The sequence below is a fragment of the Amycolatopsis sp. FU40 genome (assembly GCF_021903635.1).
Lineage (GTDB): Bacteria > Actinomycetota > Actinomycetes > Mycobacteriales > Pseudonocardiaceae > Amycolatopsis > Amycolatopsis dendrobii.
Genome location: NZ_CP091381.1, coordinates 9,047,318 through 9,066,184, shown reverse-complemented (window position 1 = coordinate 9,066,184; position 18,867 = coordinate 9,047,318). Strand labels below are relative to the sequence as shown.

The 18,867-nt window shown below is 68.5% G+C and carries 17 protein-coding genes; 7 read left to right on the top strand and 10 right to left on the bottom strand.

The genetic code is table 11. From position 1 onward, the window contains the following. Positions 1–17: 17 nt before the first annotated feature. Together L3Q65_RS43005 and L3Q65_RS43000 are read right to left on the bottom strand one after the other, a co-directional pair. Positions 18–857, bottom strand: a complete 840-nt coding sequence (locus L3Q65_RS43005) for an MBL fold metallo-hydrolase (RefSeq protein WP_182892513.1) — start codon at positions 855–857, stop codon at positions 18–20. Beyond that, on the bottom strand, positions 854–2,215 hold the full coding sequence (locus L3Q65_RS43000; RefSeq protein ID WP_182892514.1) for an APC family permease: 1,362 nt from the start codon (positions 2,213–2,215) through the stop codon (positions 854–856). Before L3Q65_RS43000 ends, L3Q65_RS43005 begins: the two co-directional genes overlap by 4 nt. A gap of 176 nt (positions 2,216–2,391) precedes the next feature. On the opposite strand from L3Q65_RS43000, the gene kynU reads away from it, so the two are divergent. After that, entirely contained in the window at positions 2,392–3,690 is a 1,299-nt protein-coding gene (gene kynU, locus L3Q65_RS42995; RefSeq protein WP_237598183.1) for a kynureninase, read from the top strand. Here the strand turns inward: kynU and L3Q65_RS42990 are convergent. Both L3Q65_RS42990 and L3Q65_RS42985 read right to left on the bottom strand, forming a co-directional pair. Continuing rightward, a complete protein-coding gene (locus L3Q65_RS42990; protein ID WP_220507478.1) occupies positions 3,665–3,961 on the bottom strand; it encodes a DUF6204 family protein in 297 nt (98 codons plus the stop codon). The two genes, kynU and L3Q65_RS42990, sit on opposite strands and share 26 nt — an antisense overlap. A 1-nt stretch (position 3,962) precedes the next feature. Next, positions 3,963–4,565, bottom strand: coding sequence for a TetR/AcrR family transcriptional regulator (locus L3Q65_RS42985; RefSeq protein WP_237598182.1), 603 nt, complete (start codon positions 4,563–4,565; stop codon positions 3,963–3,965). A gap of 151 nt (positions 4,566–4,716) precedes the next feature. Here L3Q65_RS42985 and L3Q65_RS42980 point away from each other — a divergent pair, with 151 nt between their 5' ends. From L3Q65_RS42980 to L3Q65_RS42965, 4 genes are all read left to right on the top strand, one after another. Beyond that, positions 4,717–7,779 carry a BTAD domain-containing putative transcriptional regulator gene (locus tag L3Q65_RS42980; protein WP_237598181.1) on the top strand — a complete coding sequence of 1,021 codons (3,063 nt, stop codon included), beginning with the start codon at positions 4,717–4,719 and terminating at the stop codon, positions 7,777–7,779. A gap of 365 nt (positions 7,780–8,144) precedes the next feature. Further along, positions 8,145–8,309 (top strand): hypothetical protein, encoded by a 165-nt coding sequence (locus L3Q65_RS42975; RefSeq protein ID WP_237598180.1) that lies wholly within the window; start codon positions 8,145–8,147, stop codon positions 8,307–8,309. Between the two features lie 51 nt (positions 8,310–8,360). Next, the gene (locus tag L3Q65_RS42970; protein WP_237598179.1) at positions 8,361–10,622 is read left to right on the top strand and encodes a hypothetical protein; all 2,262 of its coding nucleotides are present in this window, start codon (positions 8,361–8,363) and stop codon (positions 10,620–10,622) included. Positions 10,623–10,691: 69 nt separating this feature from the next. After that, a complete protein-coding gene (locus tag L3Q65_RS42965; protein WP_182892521.1) occupies positions 10,692–11,363 on the top strand; it encodes an alpha/beta fold hydrolase in 672 nt (223 codons plus the stop codon). A 372-nt stretch (positions 11,364–11,735) separates the two neighbouring features. On the opposite strand, the gene L3Q65_RS42960 is transcribed toward L3Q65_RS42965, so the two are convergent. Both L3Q65_RS42960 and L3Q65_RS42955 read right to left on the bottom strand, forming a co-directional pair. Next, the gene (locus tag L3Q65_RS42960; RefSeq protein ID WP_237598178.1) at positions 11,736–12,725 is read right to left on the bottom strand and encodes a glutathione S-transferase family protein; all 990 of its coding nucleotides are present in this window, start codon (positions 12,723–12,725) and stop codon (positions 11,736–11,738) included. A gap of 20 nt (positions 12,726–12,745) precedes the next feature. Further along, positions 12,746–13,234, bottom strand: coding sequence for a MarR family winged helix-turn-helix transcriptional regulator (locus tag L3Q65_RS42955; protein ID WP_182892523.1), 489 nt, complete (start codon positions 13,232–13,234; stop codon positions 12,746–12,748). A gap of 97 nt (positions 13,235–13,331) precedes the next feature. Here L3Q65_RS42955 and L3Q65_RS42950 point away from each other — a divergent pair, with 97 nt between their 5' ends. Then, positions 13,332–13,889: a YceI family protein gene (locus L3Q65_RS42950; RefSeq protein ID WP_182892524.1), complete on the top strand. Its 558-nt coding sequence runs from the start codon at positions 13,332–13,334 to the stop codon at positions 13,887–13,889. 72 nt (positions 13,890–13,961) lie between these two features. Here L3Q65_RS42950 and L3Q65_RS42945 read toward each other — a convergent pair whose 3' ends face one another. From L3Q65_RS42945 to L3Q65_RS42930, 4 genes are all read right to left on the bottom strand, one after another. Then, complete coding sequence (locus tag L3Q65_RS42945) at positions 13,962–14,549, bottom strand: TetR/AcrR family transcriptional regulator (RefSeq protein ID WP_237598177.1); 588 nt, start codon at positions 14,547–14,549, stop codon at positions 13,962–13,964. 47 nt (positions 14,550–14,596) lie between these two features. After that, positions 14,597–15,136, bottom strand: coding sequence for a hypothetical protein (locus L3Q65_RS42940; RefSeq protein WP_237598176.1), 540 nt, complete (start codon positions 15,134–15,136; stop codon positions 14,597–14,599). Between the two features lie 71 nt (positions 15,137–15,207). Further along, positions 15,208–16,707, bottom strand: coding sequence for an alpha/beta hydrolase (locus tag L3Q65_RS42935; protein WP_237598175.1), 1,500 nt, complete (start codon positions 16,705–16,707; stop codon positions 15,208–15,210). Next, entirely contained in the window at positions 16,704–16,997 is a 294-nt protein-coding gene (locus tag L3Q65_RS42930; RefSeq protein ID WP_182892528.1) for a hypothetical protein, read from the bottom strand. Before L3Q65_RS42930 ends, L3Q65_RS42935 begins: the two co-directional genes overlap by 4 nt. 432 nt (positions 16,998–17,429) lie before the next feature. Here L3Q65_RS42930 and L3Q65_RS42925 point away from each other — a divergent pair, with 432 nt between their 5' ends. Next, entirely contained in the window at positions 17,430–18,821 is a 1,392-nt protein-coding gene (locus L3Q65_RS42925) for a sugar porter family MFS transporter (RefSeq protein WP_237598174.1), read from the top strand. Positions 18,822–18,867 lie beyond the last annotated feature (46 nt).

The window sequence follows — 18,867 nt, the reverse complement described above, 5'->3', positions numbered from 1 at the left end:
ACTTCGGGCGGAACCAGTCAGAGGCGCAGCAGGTCCTTCCCGACGACCACCTCGCCGTCGAACCCGGCAGCGGCGTGCTCACGCCAGACCTCGTCGGCGATGTCCGCGTCGGTCGGAACGAAATGCGACAGCACGAGAGTCCCCACCCCGGCTTCCTTGGCCAACGCACCGACCCGCTCGACACTCGTGTGGCTCGCCAGCAGATGGTCCCGCAACGTCGTGCCGTTGTACCGGCTCACCATGGCATCGACCGCGGGCACGTACATGACCTCGTGCACCAGCACATCCGCACCGGCAGCGAGCCGCACCAGGTTCTCGCACGGCGCGGTGTCGCCGGAAATCACGATGGACCGGTCCGCGGTGTCCACGCGGTAGGCGAAGGCGTCCGCGATCGGCGGATGGTCTACGCGGGCCGCGGTGATTCGGACGTTCTCGTCCTCGAAGACCACGCCGTCCGCCGTGACCTCGTGCGGATCGAGCAGTTCGTCCAGCGGACGCAGACCCTCGTCGCCGACCCGCGTGTCGATGTCGAATCGGTTCATCGCCAGGAAATGCCGGGTCATGTCCGCCAGCGGCGGCGGCCCGAACGCGGGGACCTGCCGTTCCAGGTTGGCGGCCCAGGCCAGCAGGTAGAGGTTGCCGTAGTCGGCGTTGTGGTCGGAATGGTGATGCGTGATGCCGACCGCGCGCAGCGAGTCGAGCGGGATGCCCGCGTGCACCAGCTGCCGGGCCACGCCGTTGCCGCAGTCGATCAGGTAAGTGGCTCCGTTGACGACGATCGCCTGCGCCGGAGCGCTCCGGGTGCGTTTCGGTGCGGGACCGCCCGCGGTGCCGAGGAGGATGAGCTGCGTGGTCATGCGTACTCGCTTTCGAGGTTGAGGGAAGCAGAACGGCGCGTCAGCCACACGACGAGACCCAGCCCGCTCCAGGCTGCCAGCGCGAGCAACGCCGGCAGCGTGATCTGTTTGAGCAGCAACCAAGTCTGCACCGCGAGGATCGCGACGCCGAGCACGGACAACACGGCGTGCGAAGTCCGGCGCATCCGGAACGGGGCCGCGGCGTGCAGTTCCGGACGCTGCCGGCGCACCCGCCACGACGCGATGATCAGCAGGGTGAGCAACGGCCCGGTGACGATCGACGTCATGGCCGCGATGTTCGCGACGCTGAAGCCGGCGAGCACCGGGACCACGCCGATCAGGTAAAGGATCGCCAGCAGCCAGTGCGGGGTGCCGAACCGGCGGTTCACCGCGCCGAGCCCGGCGGGCAGCCAGCCGTCGCCGGTCGCGGCCAGCACGGGTTTCGTCGCGGCCAGCAGGAGCGAATTGATGTGGCCGATCACCGACGCCATCGCGCCGCCGAGGATGAAGAACGCGAAACCGCCTGGCGAAAGGATGTGGCGGGCGACGTCCGACATCGGCTTGCCCGCGGACGCCGCCGCCCCGAGCACGCCTACCGACGGGATCGCCACGACCACGTAAATCACCGCCGCGACGAGAGTGCCGCCGACGACGGACAGCGGGATGTCGCGTCCCGGCCGCTTCATCTCGCCGCCGATGTCGGCGATGAGGAAGGCACCGGTGGTGGCGAACGTGAGCATGGCCGCCGCGTTGAGCAAACCGCCGATGCCGTGCGGGGTCAGGTTCCCGAATTCGCTCCATCGCACTTGCCCGGCGCCCGCGATCCCGTACAGCAGGAAGGCGGCGAGCATGACGACGGCGAGCACGATGCCGACCCGGCTGGAGAACGTCGCGCCCGCCAGGTTCGTCAGGAAGAACACCGTGATCAGGGCGATCGCCAGCGGCCGCACCGGAACTCCCGGCACGAGCGCGCTGACGTAGTTCGCCCCGGCCAGCGCCATCAGGCTGAGCTGGATGACCGACACGGCCGAAAGCCACATCGACGCGAACCCGGCAGCGGGCGAGATCAGCCGCGCGGCGTAGGTGTAGCGGCCGCCGGTGACCGGCATCGCGCTGCCGAGCGACGCGATCGGCAGCGAGTAAACGATCACCGCGAGTGCCGCGACGGCGAAGGCGATCGGCGCGCCTGCCCCGGTCAGCGCGATGGCGGTGCCCATCAACGCGACGACCCCGCCGCCGACTACCTGGTGGAACGAGACTCCGACGGCTTGGAAAAGGGAGATGCTTCGCTTGAGGTTCGCGTCTGCTTCGGTCGGCATCGTGATCACTGCCTTCTGCTGGCCGTTGTCGATCGGCACAGCGTGACCCAATCCGCGACGCTTCGGAAATACCGAATACCCGCCCTGGCATAGCCGTTCGGGAATACCGCCGGGATAGCCAGGCGGGCATGGGAACGAGCGAATCAAGCATTGGACGGGCATGGCGTCCGGCAAGAACGATGAGGAGCCCACGCTTCCGACTTTGTGGAGTTCTCATGACCGTGGCCCTCGCCGAAGCGGCCGCCCGCGATCTCGACGCCCAGGACCCGTTGCCGACGTTGCGCGCGCAGTTCCACGTCCCGCCCGCGACGGGCGGCGGCTACGCCGAGACGGCCTACTTCGCCGGGAACTCCCTCGGCCTCCAACCGGCCACGACCCGCGCCGCGCTGGACGCGGAACTCGCCGACTGGGCCCGGCTGGGCGTCGAAGGCCACCTCGAAGCAGCGCGTCCGTGGGTTTCCTACCACCAGCAGCTACGCGATCCAGCCGCGCGGCTCGTCGGCGCGCGACCGGCCGAGGTCGTGATGATGAACTCGCTGACGGTCAATCTGCACCTGATGATGGTCAGCTTCTACCGGCCGACCGCGGACCGGCACGCGATCGTCATCGAGGACACCGCGTTCCCGTCCGACAGCTATGCGGTGCGCAGCCAGGTCGCGTTCCACGGCTACGACCCGGACGAAGCCGTCGTCCGGCTTTCGCCGCGTCCCGGGGAATCGACGTTGCGCAGCGAGGACGTCGTCGGCTGGCTTGCCGAGCACGGGCATAGGGTCGCGCTCGTCCTGCTGGGCGGGGTCAACTACTACAGCGGGGAACTGCTCGACATCCCGGCGATCACCCGCGCCGGGCACGCCGCCGGAGCGATCGTGGGCTGGGATCTCGCGCACGCGGCGGGCAACGTGCCGCTGCGGCTGCACGACTGGAACGTCGACTGGGCTGCTTGGTGCACCTACAAATATCTCAACAGCGGACCGGGCGCGATCGCCGGCGCGTTCGTGCACGAGCGGCATCTCGCGGATCGTTCGCTGCCGAAACTGGCGGGCTGGTGGAGCACCGACCCGGACGTGCGGTTCCGCATGCAGCCGACCGTCACTCCGGTCGACACCGCCGACTCGTGGCAGCTGTCGAACCCGCCGATCCTCGCGATGGCCCCGGTGCGAGCCTCGCTGGCGATGTTCGACGCGGTGGGCATGGCTGCCTTGCGCGCCAAGAGCATTCGGCTGACCGGGTACCTGGAAACGCTGCTCGGCGAGGTCTGCGCGGGACGTCCGCTGGAGGTGCTCACGCCCCGGGACCCGGACCGTCGGGGTGCGCAGCTTTCCGTTCGCCTGCACGGTTTGGACGCCGACACGGTCAGCGCCGCGTTGCGGACCCAGCACGGTGTTGTCGCCGACGCCCGCCGCCCCGACGTCATCCGCCTAGCGCCAGTGCCGATGTACTCCACCTTCCACGACTGCTGGCGCGCGGCGACCGCACTGGCGGAGGTCGCTAGCGGTTCTTGCGCCGGATCTTGATCGTCCGCAGGTCGGTGACCGCGTAGTTCAGGTCCCGGTACGGCAGGCCATGCGCGGCCAATGCGGCGGCCGCGCCGTCTTTGGCCGCGCGTTCGTCGTCGTCCGGACCGGCCGGGACCTGGCAGCGGAAGGTGAACGCCGTCGCGTTGACGTCGTGCGTGAAGGTGCCTTCTTCGGTAAAGGCGACGTCGGTCTTGGTCTCCAGCAACGCGCGAGCGCTCTCGTCGAGAGCGGCGAATTTGCCGCGGATGATCACGCGGAACGCGTCCATGTCAGGTGTCCTTCCGGATCGCATAAGTCAGTACTTGCTCGCTGAGCAGGCCTTCCACCGCGTCGAGGAGCGTCAGCGCCGCCTCCGCGATGTCGTCGGACGCCTCGCCGTCGACGGTGCGTTTGCCGATCTCGCCGTACAGCAGGCTGTGCACCCAGCCGATCTGCGCGGCGACCAGTCCGGGCACTGGATCTCCCTGCGCCGCACCGGTTTCCGCGATCAGCAGGTCGGCGAGTTCGGCGACCATCTGCTGACCGAGGTCCTGCAGCCGGGCGGCGAGCGTGGGCGCGGCCAGCATCATCGGCAACACCCGGCCGAACCCAGGGCTGAGCCCGATCGAGCGCGAGCGCTGCCGGATCTCGCCGCGCAGGTGGTCCAGCACCGCGTGCGCCGCGGACACTCCCGTCCCGCGCGCCCGCACGATCCCGGCCAGCCGTCCCGCCGAGGCCTCCGACGGCGGCAGCACCAGGTCTTCCTTGACCCGGAAATGGTTGTAGACCGTGTTGACCGCGACGTCGGCGGCCTCGGCCACCTCGGCGATGGTCACCGCCTCGAATCCGCGGTCGACGAACATCCGCAGCGCGGTATCCGCGATGCGCCGCACCGTCTCCTGCCTCTTCCGCTCTCGAAGTCCCACGCCGAAAAGTGAAGCAGACTGCAAACTTGGTGTCGACTGCATTATTCTGGCCCCGTCTCCTGGATATCGGGGAGATCCCGGAGGACGGGACGGCCGCCGGCACGGCATCATCGACCAGGTGCGGATCGGCTTGCTGGGCCCGCTGGAGGTCCGGAACGACGACGGTGCCGCGGTCGAGATCACCGGAGCCCGATTGCGGACGCTGCTGAGCGCCCTCGCGCTCGAGCCCGGCCGGGTCGTCTCGGCCGGGCAGCTGGTCGACGCCGTCTGGGGGACGCGTCCGCCGGCCACGGCCAACGCGTTGCAGGCGCTCGTCTCGCGGCTGCGCCGGATCGGCACGCGGCTCGACTCCACCCCGTCCGGCTACCGGCTGCCCGAGGCGACCGTCGATGCGGCCCGGTTCGAGGAGCTGGTCACCGCCTCGCGGACAGCATCTGACGAGAAGCGTGTCGTGCTGCTTCGCGAGGCACTCAATCTGTGGCGCGGCCCGGCGCTCGGTGACGTCTCAGACGCGCAGTTCTTCCAAGGCCACATAGCGCGGCTGAACGAGCTACGGCTTTCGGCCACCGAGGAGTACGCCGAAGCCGCGATCCGGCTGGGGCACGGCGCGGATCTCACCGAAGAGCTGTCGAAGCTGCTGTCCGAACATCCGCTGCGGGAACGGCTGGCCGCGTCGTTGATGCTCTCGCTGCAAGCCGCCGGACGACCGGCCGAAGCGCTTCAGGTGTTCACGCGGATCCGGATGGCACTGGCGGACGAACTCGGCGCCGACCCGGCCGCCGAACTGTCCGCCGCACACACCAAAATTCTCCGCGAGACGGTCTCCGACGAGGATGTCGCGCGCACGAACCTACGGGCCGGGTTGACGAGTTTCGTCGGCCGGAACACTGAGGTCACGCGCGTAGCCAAGCTGGTCGGCGAGTACCGGCTCACCACGCTGACCGGGCCCGGCGGGGCCGGAAAGACGCGGCTGGCCACGGAAACCGGACGGCATCTGCTGACCGGACGCGGCGGCGTGTGGTTCGCCGAACTGGCCTCGGTCACCAACGGCGCGGACGTTGCGCAGGCCGTGCTCGACGCCTTGGGCCTGCGCGAGCAGATGTACACCGGATCCCGCGCCAGCGGCACCCCGCGCGAGCGGGCGACCAGAGCGTTGCGCAATCGGGACGCGTTGCTGGTGCTCGACAATTGCGAGCACGTCATCGAAGCCGCCGCGGAACTGGCCGACCACCTGCTCGGCGAATGCCCGCGACTGCGCATTCTCGCGACCAGCCGGGAGCCGTTGGCGCTGACCGGCGAGGCGCTTTGGCCAGTCGAACCGCTGACGCTGCCCGCGGAGGGCGCGACGTCCGTCGAAGCGATGTCGTGTGCTTCGGTCCGGCTGCTGGCCGATCGTGCCGCGGCGGTGCGGCCGGGGTTCGCCGTTGACGAGTCCACTGTGGACGAAGTGGTGCGGATCTGCCGGGCGCTCGACGGAATGCCGCTCGCGGTCGAACTCGCCGCGGCGCGGTTGCGGTCGATGAGCGTGTCGCAATTGGCCGCCCGGCTCGACGATCGGTTCCGCCTGCTCACTGCGGGCAGCCGGACCGCGCTGCCGCGGCACCGCACGCTGCGCGCGGTCGTCGACTGGAGCTGGGATCTGCTGGAACCGGAAGAACGGCGGCTGCTGCGCCGGTTGTCGGTGTTCTCCGGCGGCGCGACCGCGGATGCCGCCGAAGCGGTCTGCGGTGGTACACCCGAGCTGCTCAGCGCATTAGTCGACAAATCGCTACTGGCCGTCTCCGAGGACGCCGAGCCGCGCTACCGGATGCTCGAGACGATCAAGGCGTACGGGCTGGAACAGCTCACCGTGGCCGACGAGCGCGAGGAACTGCGCCAAGCGCACGCCGAGTGGTTCGCCTCCTTCGCCGAGACCGGCGACAAATACCTGCGCCGCGCCGAGCAGATCGAGTGGCTGGCGCGTTTCGCCGCCGAGCACGGCAATCTGATGTCCGCCGTGCGCGGTGCCATCGCCGCGGGCGAAGCCACGACGGCACTGCGGCTGGCGACGTCGTGCGCGTGGTTCTGGATGCTGACCGGGCACAAAACCGAGGCACAGGAAGTAATCGAGGCGGCGCTCGCGTTGCCCGGCGAGGTGGATCGCGAACTGCGCGCGATGGGGTACGCGATGGCCGCGTTGTTGCTGACCATCGGAATGTCCTCCGAAACCTCCGCCGACGAACTCGGCCGCAAAGCGCTCGAACTCAGCCGCGACAGCCAGAATTCCTTGCTGCGCTCCATCATCCCGGTGTTCACGCAAAGCGGGGACACCAGCGCCATGAAGTCCACATTGGACAAGTTGCTGTCCGATGAGGACCCGTGGCTGCGCGCCCATGCCCGGCTGCACCGCGCGCGGGCACAGCTGAACCTCCGGCACGACTCGGCCGCGCAGGAAGCCGACACCCGCGAGGCCGTCCGGCTGTTCCGGCAGAGCGGGGAACGCTGGGGCCTGTCGCTGGCGCTGAACAGCCTCGCCGAGGTCGTCAGCCGTCGCGGCGAACTGGAGGAAGCCGTTTCGTGCTATGAGGAATCCATCCAGGTCGTCTCGGAAATCGGTTCGGCCGAAGACGTTCTCTTCGCGCGAGGACGGCAAGCGCACCTGTTCTGGCAACTCGGCGACACGGCAGCCGCGAAGGCCGCGGCAGCCGCCGCCGAACGTGACGCGCGGACCGTGCCGTTCCCGGATTCGCTCGCGTTTCTGGCCCACACCAAAGCGGATCTGGCCCGCTGGCGCGGAGATCTGGCGGAAGCCCGCGTGGAGCTGAACCGTGCCGAAGCGTTGCTGAGCGAATCCGAGCCGCATCCGTTGTTCCGCGCGATGATCCACCATTCGCACGCCTACCTGGACGCGCAGCTCGGCGACCTGCCCACGGCCCGGAACCGCCGCCGTGAAGCACTGGCCTTGGCCGATGCGTCCGGCGAGGTGCTGTATCTGTCGATCGTCCTCGTGGGCATCGCCGACCACGCTGTGCGTCTGGACCGCCCGGTCGCCGCCGCCGACCTGCTGGCCGCCGCCGACCACGTCCGCGGTGGCCCGCACCTGGCCCTTCCCGACGCGACCGCCGCCGCAGCCGCCGTACAGGCCCAGCCGTCAGGCACGGTCGACGACCCGGTCGCTCTCGCTTACGACGTCCTCAGCTGACGAATCCCTCGGGAGCCATCGCAGCGCGAGCACTCCCAGCCCCGCGCAGAGCACCGCCGCAATACTCATCGCGACGTGCAGTCCGGTCACTTGAGCTTCCTTCGCCGTCTCGAAGGCACTCCACTCGGCGAGTGCCCATGCCGCTTGGTGTGCGACGCCGCTCCACAATCCGTAGAAGTCAGCACCGGCCGTTCCGAAGACGGCTCTGACGACGTTCGTGTGGCTGAAAGCCTCCAGATCACCGTCTTGGCCGACTTTGATTCGCCATCGGTCCTTGTCGTTGACCTGCAGCCCAGCCTCGACAGCGGCGGCCTTCCAGTCGGCGAATGTCCGCGCCGGCGGCAGCAGTTCACGCCGGTCCTGTCTTGCGGACCACAGTGCCGATGGACCTGCGCCATCCGACGCTGGGCCGCGTGGATGTCGACTATCAGGTTTGGCTCCAGCCGGACAGCCCTGATCATCGGCTGGAGGCTTGCACCCCGCGCGACGCGGCTTCCCGGGATGCGCTGCGGCTGCTCGCTTCGCGCTAACCGGTGCCGAAACCGCCCTGTCCGAAGCCCCGCGTATGGCATCATCCGCCGGTGACCGGCGAGCGGAGCGACCCACACTCCATCGAGGCGGAAGACCTCGAAGATTTCGATTCGTGGACCGCGCAGGCCGCGCTGGCCTCCCTCATCGACGAGACCCTCAGCTCGCCCGAAGTCACCCGCCTGCTCGCCCGCGAATCGCTGCGCACCGAAGTCGTGCGCGAGGAGCTTTTCGCGAACGAAACACTGCTCGCGAAGATCCGGACGCTGCAGGACCAGGTCATGGCCGAGGGCGACCGCGGTTTCCGTCCGCGCAACCGGGCGGTGTCGCCGCGCGAGGTGGTCTGGCTGTTCGTCGCGGTGCTGCTCGGGCTCGCCTACCTCAGCCTGATGAGCGCCGCGTGGAGTCAGCTTCCGCTGTTCTTCCGGATTTTCGCCGGGATGATGATGCCGTGCGTCCTGTTCGCCACCGGCGCGCTCGCGGTCCGCAAGGTCACTTCGTTGCGCGAGTGGATGAACCCGGACGCCATGCAGTTCCACGAGGAGCAATTCGGCCTCGGCCCGCGACGTTCGTTCGCCGCGCGCGAGATCGTGCTGCCCGAGGTCCGCGACGTCATCTCCGCGCACCGGCGGCTGCACTTCGGCACGACGCTCGTTTTCGACCAGCAGCACGACCTCGGCGAGGAGGACAGCAGCCGGATCGTGCCGACCGCGGCGGCGAAACGGATCCGGCGCGTGCTCGAACGCGCGGGTTCCGGCGCGGTCGCGCTCGGCGGGCAACGCGGGTCCGGCAAAACCACCGCGATCCGTTCCATGCAGCGAGGTCTGCTGCACGGCAGCGAGAATCCCGCGCCGCTGGTCGTGGTCGCCTCCGCCCCGGCCACCTACGACGCCCGTGATTTCGTGCTGCACCTGCACAAACTGCTGTGCCAGGCCGTCCTCGCGCGGGTCCGGCAGACGCTGGGTCCAGACCTCGGCTGGCGCTGGTGGGCCCGCCGGTTCTGGCGCGGATCGGCCGACCTCGCCGTCTCCGCCGCGCTCGGCTGGGCGATCGGCGGACTGCTGTGGAACGGAAAGTTCACGCAGTTTCCTGTCGAACTGTGGCAGGCCATCAACCAGGTGCGATTCCCGGACTTGCTGGGTCCGCTGTGGACTAACCAGCCCGTGAGCAACCGGATCGCGTTGGCCGTGGTCACCGCTCTCGCGCTCCGCTGGGTGTGGAAAATCCTCGCGTCCGCGACCGGCGCGGTACTGCTCGTCTTCCGCCGCAAATCGTCCGCCGGACCGCGCGCGCTCGAAGCCGAAGCACGGCGGCAGTTACACCGGATCCAGTACCTCCTGACCTACACCACCGGCTGGTCCGGCAAGCTCGCCGTCCCGGCGGGCGGCGAACTGGGCCGCACGCGCACCACGCAACGGGCCGAACAGCAGCTGACGCATCCGGAAGTCGTCGACGAGTTCCGCGCGTTCGCGCAGCTGACCGCCGAATCCTTGCGCGAGGAGGGAATCACCGACCGGGTCGTGGTCGCCATCGACGAACTCGACAAGATCGGCGAGCAGGACAAGGCCCAGCAACTGGTGAACGACATCAAGGGCATCTTCGGCGTGCCCGGCTGCCTGTACTTCGTGGCGGTGTCCGACGACGCGGTGCTCAGCTTCGAGCAACGCGGACTGGCCGTCCGCGACGCGTTCGACAGCGCGTTTTCCGAAGTGGTGCGCCTGGAATCGTTCACACTGGACGAAAGCAGGCTGTGGATCGCGCAACGGCTGCCTGGTGTCCCGGAGCAGTTCTGCTACCTCGGCCACTGCCTATCCGGCGGCCTGCCCCGCGACCTGCGCCGCACCACGATCGACATGGTGGACGTGACGATCGAGCACTACGAACCGTCGCTGTCGATGGTCACCGGCATCCTGGTCCGCGCCGACCTAACCGCCAAAGCCAGCGGCTTCACCGGACAAGCTCGCGGGCTCGCGCAGACGCCGGAGCTGACCGAACTGTGGCCCAAACTGCTTCGCATCCCCGACACCCGCGAAGCGGTGGAACTCGCCGAACTCGCCGCCGAACTGCACGAAGGCGCGACCCCCGACCTCGCCGACGCGGTCAACCGGCTGCGCCTGCACAGCAGCGCGTTCGTCCTCTTCTGCGCCACCGTCCTGGACATATTCACCGACGCGCTCACCCAGTCCCGCCTCACGCCGAGCCTGCACGAACTGGCCGTCGCCCGTCGGCGGCTCGCGCTGGACCCGCACCTCGCCTGGGCCGCCTTGACCGACTTCCGCAAAGCGCACGACCTGCCGCTCCCTGCCCGGGCATAACCAACGCTTCTGGAGTACGGAACAACTAGCTCTTGGACCTATCGCCGCGCTGCTTCTAGCGTTGCGTCCATGACCACCTACGTCCTCGTCCCCGGCGCCTGCCACGGCGGCTGGTGCTTCGACCGGCTGACCGGCCAACTGCGCGACCGCGGCCACGGCGTGCTCCCGCTGACGCTCACCGGGCTCAGCGAGCGGCAGCACCTGCTGCACTCCGGGGTCAACCTCGACACCCACATCGAGGACCTCGTCCGCGCGCTGCGGGCCGAACAGGTCGAACACGCCGTGCTGGTCGGCCACAGCTACGGCGGGATGGTCATCACCGGTGCCGCCGACCGGGTCCCGGAACTGGTCGACGCGCTGGTGTACCTCGACGCTTTCGTCCCGGAAAACGGCGACTCCTGCTGGAGCCTGACCGACGACCGGCAGCGCGAGTGGTACCTGAGCGTCGGCGAGACCGGATACGCCGTCCCGCCGCTGCCGTTCTTCGACCCGCGCGCGTCGGCGCACCCGCTGGCGACGCTGCTGCAGTCGATCCGGCTGGACGGAGACTTGAGCCGGTTCCGCCGCCGGGACTACGTGTACGCGACGATGTGGGACGGCGGGTCGCCATTCGAGCCGACTTACCGGCGGCTCGTCGACGATCCACAGTGGAATGTCCACGCGCTGGACAGCAAGCACGACCTGATGCGGGACGCGCCGGACGAACTGCTGCGGATCCTTCTGGACGCCGGCGAGGATTAGACGCAACCTGATCGTTCAGCCGCCGATGCGGCCAATCCCGAACACCCGCACCCCCGATGAAAAAGTGATTACTTCCGAGCAGTTCACATTGGGCCAAATTCCACATTCATTCCTGACAGCCAAATCAAAACACCCACGACCACAGTGCAAAAAACTGCAATAATCAAGAACCTAATCGTCGCCCCCAGCTGCCGATGATGCACATCAAGAAGTGAACAAGGTCACTGTTTCTTATTTCCCTGTTCTCGCCGCTGAGTTCTTTCGACAGTTTTCCCTTTGACGGAATCAGGTGCGGGACGGAATCAAACTGATAATCTCATCTCCGCAGAAACCAGTTCATCTGATGCAGCATGCGAGGCACCCCTCACGCCGTCACCTTCCCAGCTCAGGCACCCGCTCCCCCGCCGGCGGCGGCCCAGGCGGCGTCCCGTCCCCGAACGGACGCCCGCCCAGCTCCTCCCGCCCGTGCGGCGTCAGCCACCCGGCCAGCTCCGGCCCCAGCGGCACGATCCCGGTCGGATTCACGTTCCGGTGCACCACGTAGTAATGCTCCTTGATCTGCCCGAAATCGATCGTGTCCCCGAAACCGGGCGTCTGGAACAGATCCCGCGCATACGCCCACAGCACCGGCATCTCCGTCAGCTTCTGCCGGTTGCACTTGAAATGCCCGTGGTACACCGCGTCGAAGCGGACCAGCGTGGTGAACAGCCGAACGTCTGCCTCGGTGATCGTGTCGCCTACCAGGTACCGCTGGCCTGCCAGCCGCTCGGACAGCCAGTCCAGCCGGGAGAACAACGCGCGGTACGCCTCCTCGTAAGCCTCCTGCGAAGTGGCGAAACCCGCCTTGTACACGCCGTTGTTCACGTCCCGGAAGACCTTCTCCGCGACGTCCTCGATCTCGTCGCGCAGCCGTTCCGGATACAGCTCGGGCGCGCCGTCGCGGTGATAGGCGCCCCATTCCAGCGACAGGTCGACAGTGATCTGCTTGAAGTCGTTGGTCACCACCTGTCCACTCGGGACATCCACAATGGAGGGAACGGTAATCCCGCGCGGATAGTCCGGGTACCGCGCGAAAAACGCCTCCTGCAACCGTTCGATGCCGAGCACCGGGTCGCGGCCGCCGGGGTCGAGGTCGAAGGTCCAGCTGCGTTCGTCGTGCGTGGGGCCGCACAGGCCCATCGACAGCGCCTCTTCGAGGCCGAGCAGCCTGCGCACGATCGACGCGCGGTTCGCCCACGGGCACGCGCGCGCGATCACCAGGCGGTAGCGGCCCGGCTCCACCGGCCAGCCGTCGCGGCCGTCGGCGGTGATGCGGTCGGAGATGTAGTTCGTGTCGCGTTTGAACTCACCCTGGTCGAGCATCGGAAGCCTTTCGTCGGGAGTCAGGTCTGGTCGTCCGGGCAGCCCGGACCGTCCGGCGGCTCCAGCGCGGCGGCCAGCCGGGCGAGGATCGGGCCCGCGGCGCGGACCTCCTCGGGCGAGAGGTGGTCGAACAGGAACGTGCGCACCCGTTCGAGATGCCCGGGATACGCGGCGGCTAACTTCGCCCGACCCAATTCGGTGAGCGTCGCGTGCGCGGCCCGCCGGTCCTGCGGGCATTTCACCTTCTTGACCAGGCCGCGGCGCACCATCGCCTCCACGACCCGGCTGATCCGGCTCAGCGACAGCGCCGTGGACTCCGCCAGATCGGTGAGCCGCAGCCTGCCTTCGGGCGCTTCCGAGAGCGACACGAGCACGGTGTAATCCGTCAGCGAGACACCGTTGTCGTGCGCGAACTGGTCGTCGAGAGCCCGCGGCAGGACTGTGACGACCCGCATCAGCGGACGCCACACTGCCTCTTCTTCACTGGTCAGCGGGGTTCTGTTCACCACAGAGGGGGAGTATATCCGACACTTGCTCGCGCAATCAGTTATTGTGGGCTACAGTGCTAGTTGAACACTCAACCAAGGACCCGAAGGAACGGAACTCATGACCAGCGCGACCACCTACGCCCACCTGACCGGCACCTACACGATCGACGGTTCGCACAGCCGGATCGGCTTCGTCGCCCGCCACGCCATGGTCACCAAGGTCCGCGGCTCCTTCAACGAGTTCGAGGGCTCGTTCACCCTGGACGGCGAGAACCCGGCCAACTCGAGCGCGAACGTCACCATCCAGACCAAGAGCGTCGACACCCGCAACGCCGACCGCGACGGCCACCTGCGCACCAACGACTTCCTGTCCGTCGAGCAGTTCCCGACCATCACCTTCACCTCCACCGGGATCAAGCAGACCGGCGAGGACACCTTCGACGTGACCGGCGACCTGACCGTCAAGGACGTCACCAAGCAGGTCACCATCCCGTTCGAGTTCGGCGGCGCCGCGAAGGACCCGTTCGGCAACGACCGCGTCGGCTTCGAGGGCTCGACCACGATCAACCGCAGCGACTACGGCGTCACCTTCAACGCCGCGCTCGAAACCGGCGGCGTGCTGGTCTCGGACAAGATCACCCTCGAGTTCGAGATCTCCGCGATCAAGAACGCCTGAACCACCCCGGCTGTCCGCGAAGGGAACCCTGAGGGAGTCTGATTCCGTCAGGGTTCCCCTCACGTGCTTTCGCTAGGCCGCGCGCAGACCGGCGATACCCACCTCTAGCGCGGCTTCGAGGTGTTGCGGTTCGCCGGTCGTCAACAGCATCAACACCCCGCCTTGCACCCCGGCCAGCAGTGCGGACGCGGCCTGCTTCGGATCCAATCCGGGCCGGATCTCCCCGGCCGCCCGCAGGTTCTCGATCCCCGCGGTCAACTCGCACAGCCACCGCTGCATCAGCTGCGTCACCACCGCCTGCGCGCCCGGCGTGTTGCGGCCGATCTGCGACATCACCACGTTCAGCGGGCAATGCCTGCCCTGCTCGGTGTAGTGCCCGAGCACCACCTGCTGCCAGGTCCGGAAGTCGTCCCAGGTGCGCAGCGCGCCGAGCGACGGCTGCTGCACCTCCAGCACCCGGTCCGCCTCCCAGCGCGCGACGGCCAGCAGCAGTTCTTCCTTGCCGTCCGGGAAATAGTGGAACAGCTGGCTTTTGCTGGTCCCGGTCTGCGCACGGACGTCGTCCAGCGTCGTCGCGAGCACGCCGCGCTCGCGGATCACCTCGGCCGCGCCCTCCACGATCCGCTGTCGCGTGGCCTCGCCCTTGCGCGTGAGCGTCATCGCCTGCCTCCCGATTGGACCTGCGAGTCCACTCTACCCGCGGGCGATCAGAACGCGGTCCCTCCGTCCGACCAGGACGTCTGGCCGAAATCCTCGTCGTCCACCGGCGCGCGGCGCGGTCGAGGACGCTCGGGCTCCGGGGCTTCCGCGACCTCCTCCTCCACGACGGCCTCGGGCTCAGCCTCAGGAGTGCTTTTCGGCCAGATGCACGGCGAAGTCGCACCCAGATAGAGCTTTCCGAGTTCGTTGGCCTGCAACGACATGTCGAAGCCGTCCCGCTCGTTGCGCGCGAAGACGTACTGGTCGGTGGGCCGCCGGTCGGTCAGCACCGTGAAACCGTGCCCCTGCCACCACTTCACGACGGCCTCGAACTGCGCCGTGAAGGTGCCCGGTTCGAGGCCGGTCACCTCGTAGGTGGCGGAGATTTCGTACCGTCCGGCCGGACCGTTGTCGGTCGGATCGGTGCATTCGGAACGGTTGCGGGAGAAAAGTTCCCGTCCGGCGGGCGCGGGCAGCGCGGAAAACGCGCCGCGCACGTAGTCCTCGACCTGGTCGCGGGCTTCGGTTTCGGTGATCGTGGGGGTCATGGCTCCACCTCCTGGGGAGCAGGCTACGAGGGGAAGGGCGGCGAGGCAGGCCAGCGCGGTGCGGCGCGCCGTCACGCCGGCAGCCCGGCGATGATCCGGCCGAAGCTGCGCAGCGACGGGTTGTTGTCCTCCCAGTATTGGCTGTGCGCGGCCCCGGACAGGCCGCCCTCGTACCACGGGCCCTTGTCGCCCGGCGCGGATTCGAAGACCTGGCCGCCGAATCCGTCGCCCGCCGGGCTCGGGCCGAGCGGGTCGTGGCCGCCGACGCCGATGTTGGTGATCTTGATGAGGTCGTGTTCGGCGACCGTCGAGTGCACGTGCTGGGCGACCTGATCCTGCGGGACGCCGTCGAGGTGCAACTGGTTCGCGTGCTCGACGCCGACGCCCGGGCTGCCGGCGAAGATCAGGTCGTCGGCATTGAGCCCGCCGTCGCGAGCCGCGTGGCCGATCACCGTCGTGCCGTAGCTGTGGCCGAGCACGGTGTTGTGCGACGGCGTGCCTTCGTGCGAAGCCCGCAGGCCGTCCTCGAATTTCGACAACGCCTCTTTGCCGCCGTCGGCGTATTTCTCGCTGGCAGCGTTGACGAGTTCATCTGGCGCGTCGTAGCCGACCCAGGTGATCACCGACGTCGACGGCGAGCCCGCCATCGTCGCCGACTGCCACATCTTGTCCGACCGGCCGAGGTCGCCGCCGATCTTGGCCAGCTCGCTGCCGGTGCCGGGCACGTAGGTCGCGACGTTCGCCGCGGTGTCCGGGTTTCCGGCCGCGACCACCGCGGTGCCGTCGCCGCTGACGTCGAGCGAGATCAGGAAGGCGGGCGGTTTGCCGTCTCCGGTGGCCGCGAGCCGGTCGCGGATCGCGGTGAGGCCGCGCAGTTGCGCGTCGTCGCCCTTGCGCTTGTCGATTTCCTGTTGCAGCACAACGCGATTCGCCGCGTCGCGATCGACCACCGGGATGCCGTCGAGGTTGCGGATCAGGTCCGGGTTGTCGCGCAGGATCGAGGATTGCGCGGAATCGGACAGACTGTCCCACCACGCCCGGTTCTCCGCCGGAGTGCCGTTCGGTTTCGGCTGGCTGCTGGTCGCCATCGCCAGCGCGACGACGCCCGTCCCACCGCTTTCGCCCTGCACCGCGCGATCGAGCACGACAGTGAGGTCAGCGTCGGCTTCGGTGGCGTCACGGAGAATCTGGCCGACGCGGTCGGCGACTTCGGCCTGCCGCTCGGGCTCCCCGCTGACCCCGCCGCCGTCGTCGATCCGCATTCCGTTGCGCGAGGCGAAATCGTCGACGTCGCGCACCGCCGCACTGATCCGCTCGACCGCCAGCTGCGCGTCGTGCACCCCGCGCCGGACCGCCGATACGTCAGTGGTCAGCTGCCGCAATTCCGTTGTGAGCGCGGTGCCTTTGGCGGTCGCGGCGACCGCCGCGTCGCCTTGCCAGGCACCGAACTTCGTCATGGCGTCGGCGTCGTCGTTCGCCGCGGTGAGCCGGGCGGCCCGGATGCCGAGCGCGTCGACCGCCGCGGCGAGGCCTGCGGGATTCCAGCGCCGGACGTCTCCCCAGGTGATCATCGGCCCGCCGCCGCGATCTCGCCGGTCGCGTTCCGGTCGGAGCCGCGATAGCCGGCCGCGGCCTGGTCGAGGTTGCCCGCGTAGGCCTCGGTGCCGGCTGTCCACTTCGGAACGGCGCGGCCCCAGGCGCCGGACAGGCGATCCGCCGCGGCCACGCTCGTGCCGCCGGACAGCCCGACCCCGGCGAGCGCGCCCGCGAGGTCGACCGTCCGCACGGTCGCCGCCGCCTCGTGCGCCCGTCCGGCCGCGGTCGCGACCTCCCCCGGAGCGACCTCGAAACCCGTTCCCATGCGCATCTCCCCCCACCGCGGCGTCCGGACGACCCGTACGACGGACGTCCGCGGCAGCCGGTTCCCGACAGTTCGACCTTCGCGGAAACTCTTGGCAAGATCTCGTCGGCAAGGCTTTGACCTGCACAAACGCCCGCCTACCCTGTCCACATATGTGAACGCTAGTCACGTGACTGAATAGTTATCAGCCCGCGTCTTGCCCGCCGGTGACCAGCGTGTGACTGTGTACGGCGAAGTTCGAACCGGAGCGGGCGGGGCCGGCGCACGGCGAGGAAAGGCGCCGGCGCGACGGCGGGTTCGGCCGTTCCCCAGTGCTGGACCAGTCCGGCAGTCCTTGTCCCCTCGACCCCCATTCGTCCGGCCAGGACGGCGCTGACCTCGCGGGCAGCGGACCAGGACCGGCCGGCCATCCCGGAAAGAGACGGCTCGGCAATGACACAGACAGCCGCGGCGCGGCGGCCCATCGGCAGAACGACGCTGTATTTCTTCGGTGCCCTCGGCGGCATCCTGTTCGGTTACGACCTCGGCGTCATTTCCGGGGTGTTGCCGTTCATCGGGAAACTCTGGGGCCTGTCCGGCTGGGACAAAGGCGTCATCACCGCGAGCATTTCGATCGGTGCGATCGTCGGCGCCAGTTTTTCCTCCCGGCTCAACGAAAGGCTCGGCCGCCGCCGGACGATCATGGCGGCCGCGGTCGTCGTCATCATCGGCACGCTCGCGGCCACCTTTTCGCCGACGTTCGCGTTGCTGATCATTTCCCGGCTGGTGATCGGCATCGGAATCGGGCTGTCGTCCTCGACAGTCCCGACGTACCTGTCGGAACTCGCCCCGGCCCGGCTGCGCGGGGCGATGGGCGCGCTGAACCAGATCTTCATCGTGCTCGGCATCCTGATCGCGTTCCTGGTCAGCTACGGCCTCGGCACCTCGGGCAACTGGCGGCTGATGTTCGCCGGCGCGATCGTGCCCGCGGTGATCCTGCTGGCGGGACTGGTGTTCCTGCCCGAAACGCCGCGCTGGCTCGTCGCGAACGGCCAGGAGGAGCAGGCCCGCGCGGTCCTGCTCAGTTCGCACGGCGGCGGCGTGAACGTCGACGAGGAGATCGGCACGATCCGCGAGGTGATCCGGCTCGACTCGGAATCGGCGAAGACCCGCTTCCGTGACCTGCTGACGCCGACCGTGCGCCCGATGCTCGTGGTGGCCCTGCTGCTCGCGATCGGCCAGCAGTTCAGCGGCGTGAACGCGGTGAACGCGTACTTCCCGACGATGCTGATCGGCCTCGGCTTCGCGACCCAGGCGGCGCTGCTGTCCGGCGTGCTGCTCGGCGTGACCAAGTTCCTGTTCACCGCGTGGGTCGTGTTCGTGGTCGACCGGTGGGGCCGCAAGCCGCTGCTGCTGATCGGCAACGTGCTGATGGTGATCACCCTGGTGGCGGCCGGGTTCATCGTGCTGGAGGTCCACGACACCGCGACCAAGGGCATTCTGATGCTCGTCGCGATGGTGCTGTACCTGGTCGGCTACGAACTGGGCTGGGGCGCGGTCGTGTGGGTCATGATGGCCGAGGTGTTCCCGCTGAAGGTCCGCGCCGCGGGCATGGGCGTGAGCAGCGTCGTGCTGTGGGCCGCGACCGGCATCATCAGCGCCGTGTTCCCGATCATCTCCGATCCCGGCGCACTCGGCCTCGGCGGCTCGATGTTCCTGTTCGCGGGCATCAACGTGGTCCTGTTCTTCCTCACGAAGTGGCTCGTCCCGGAAACCAAGGGCCGGACGCTGGAGGAAATCGAACTCGACCTGCGCGGGCGGACGCATGCGAAGGCACGTGCCTGAATTTCCTCTCGGGGTGCGGCCGGGCGGCAGGGGATTTCCCTTGCCG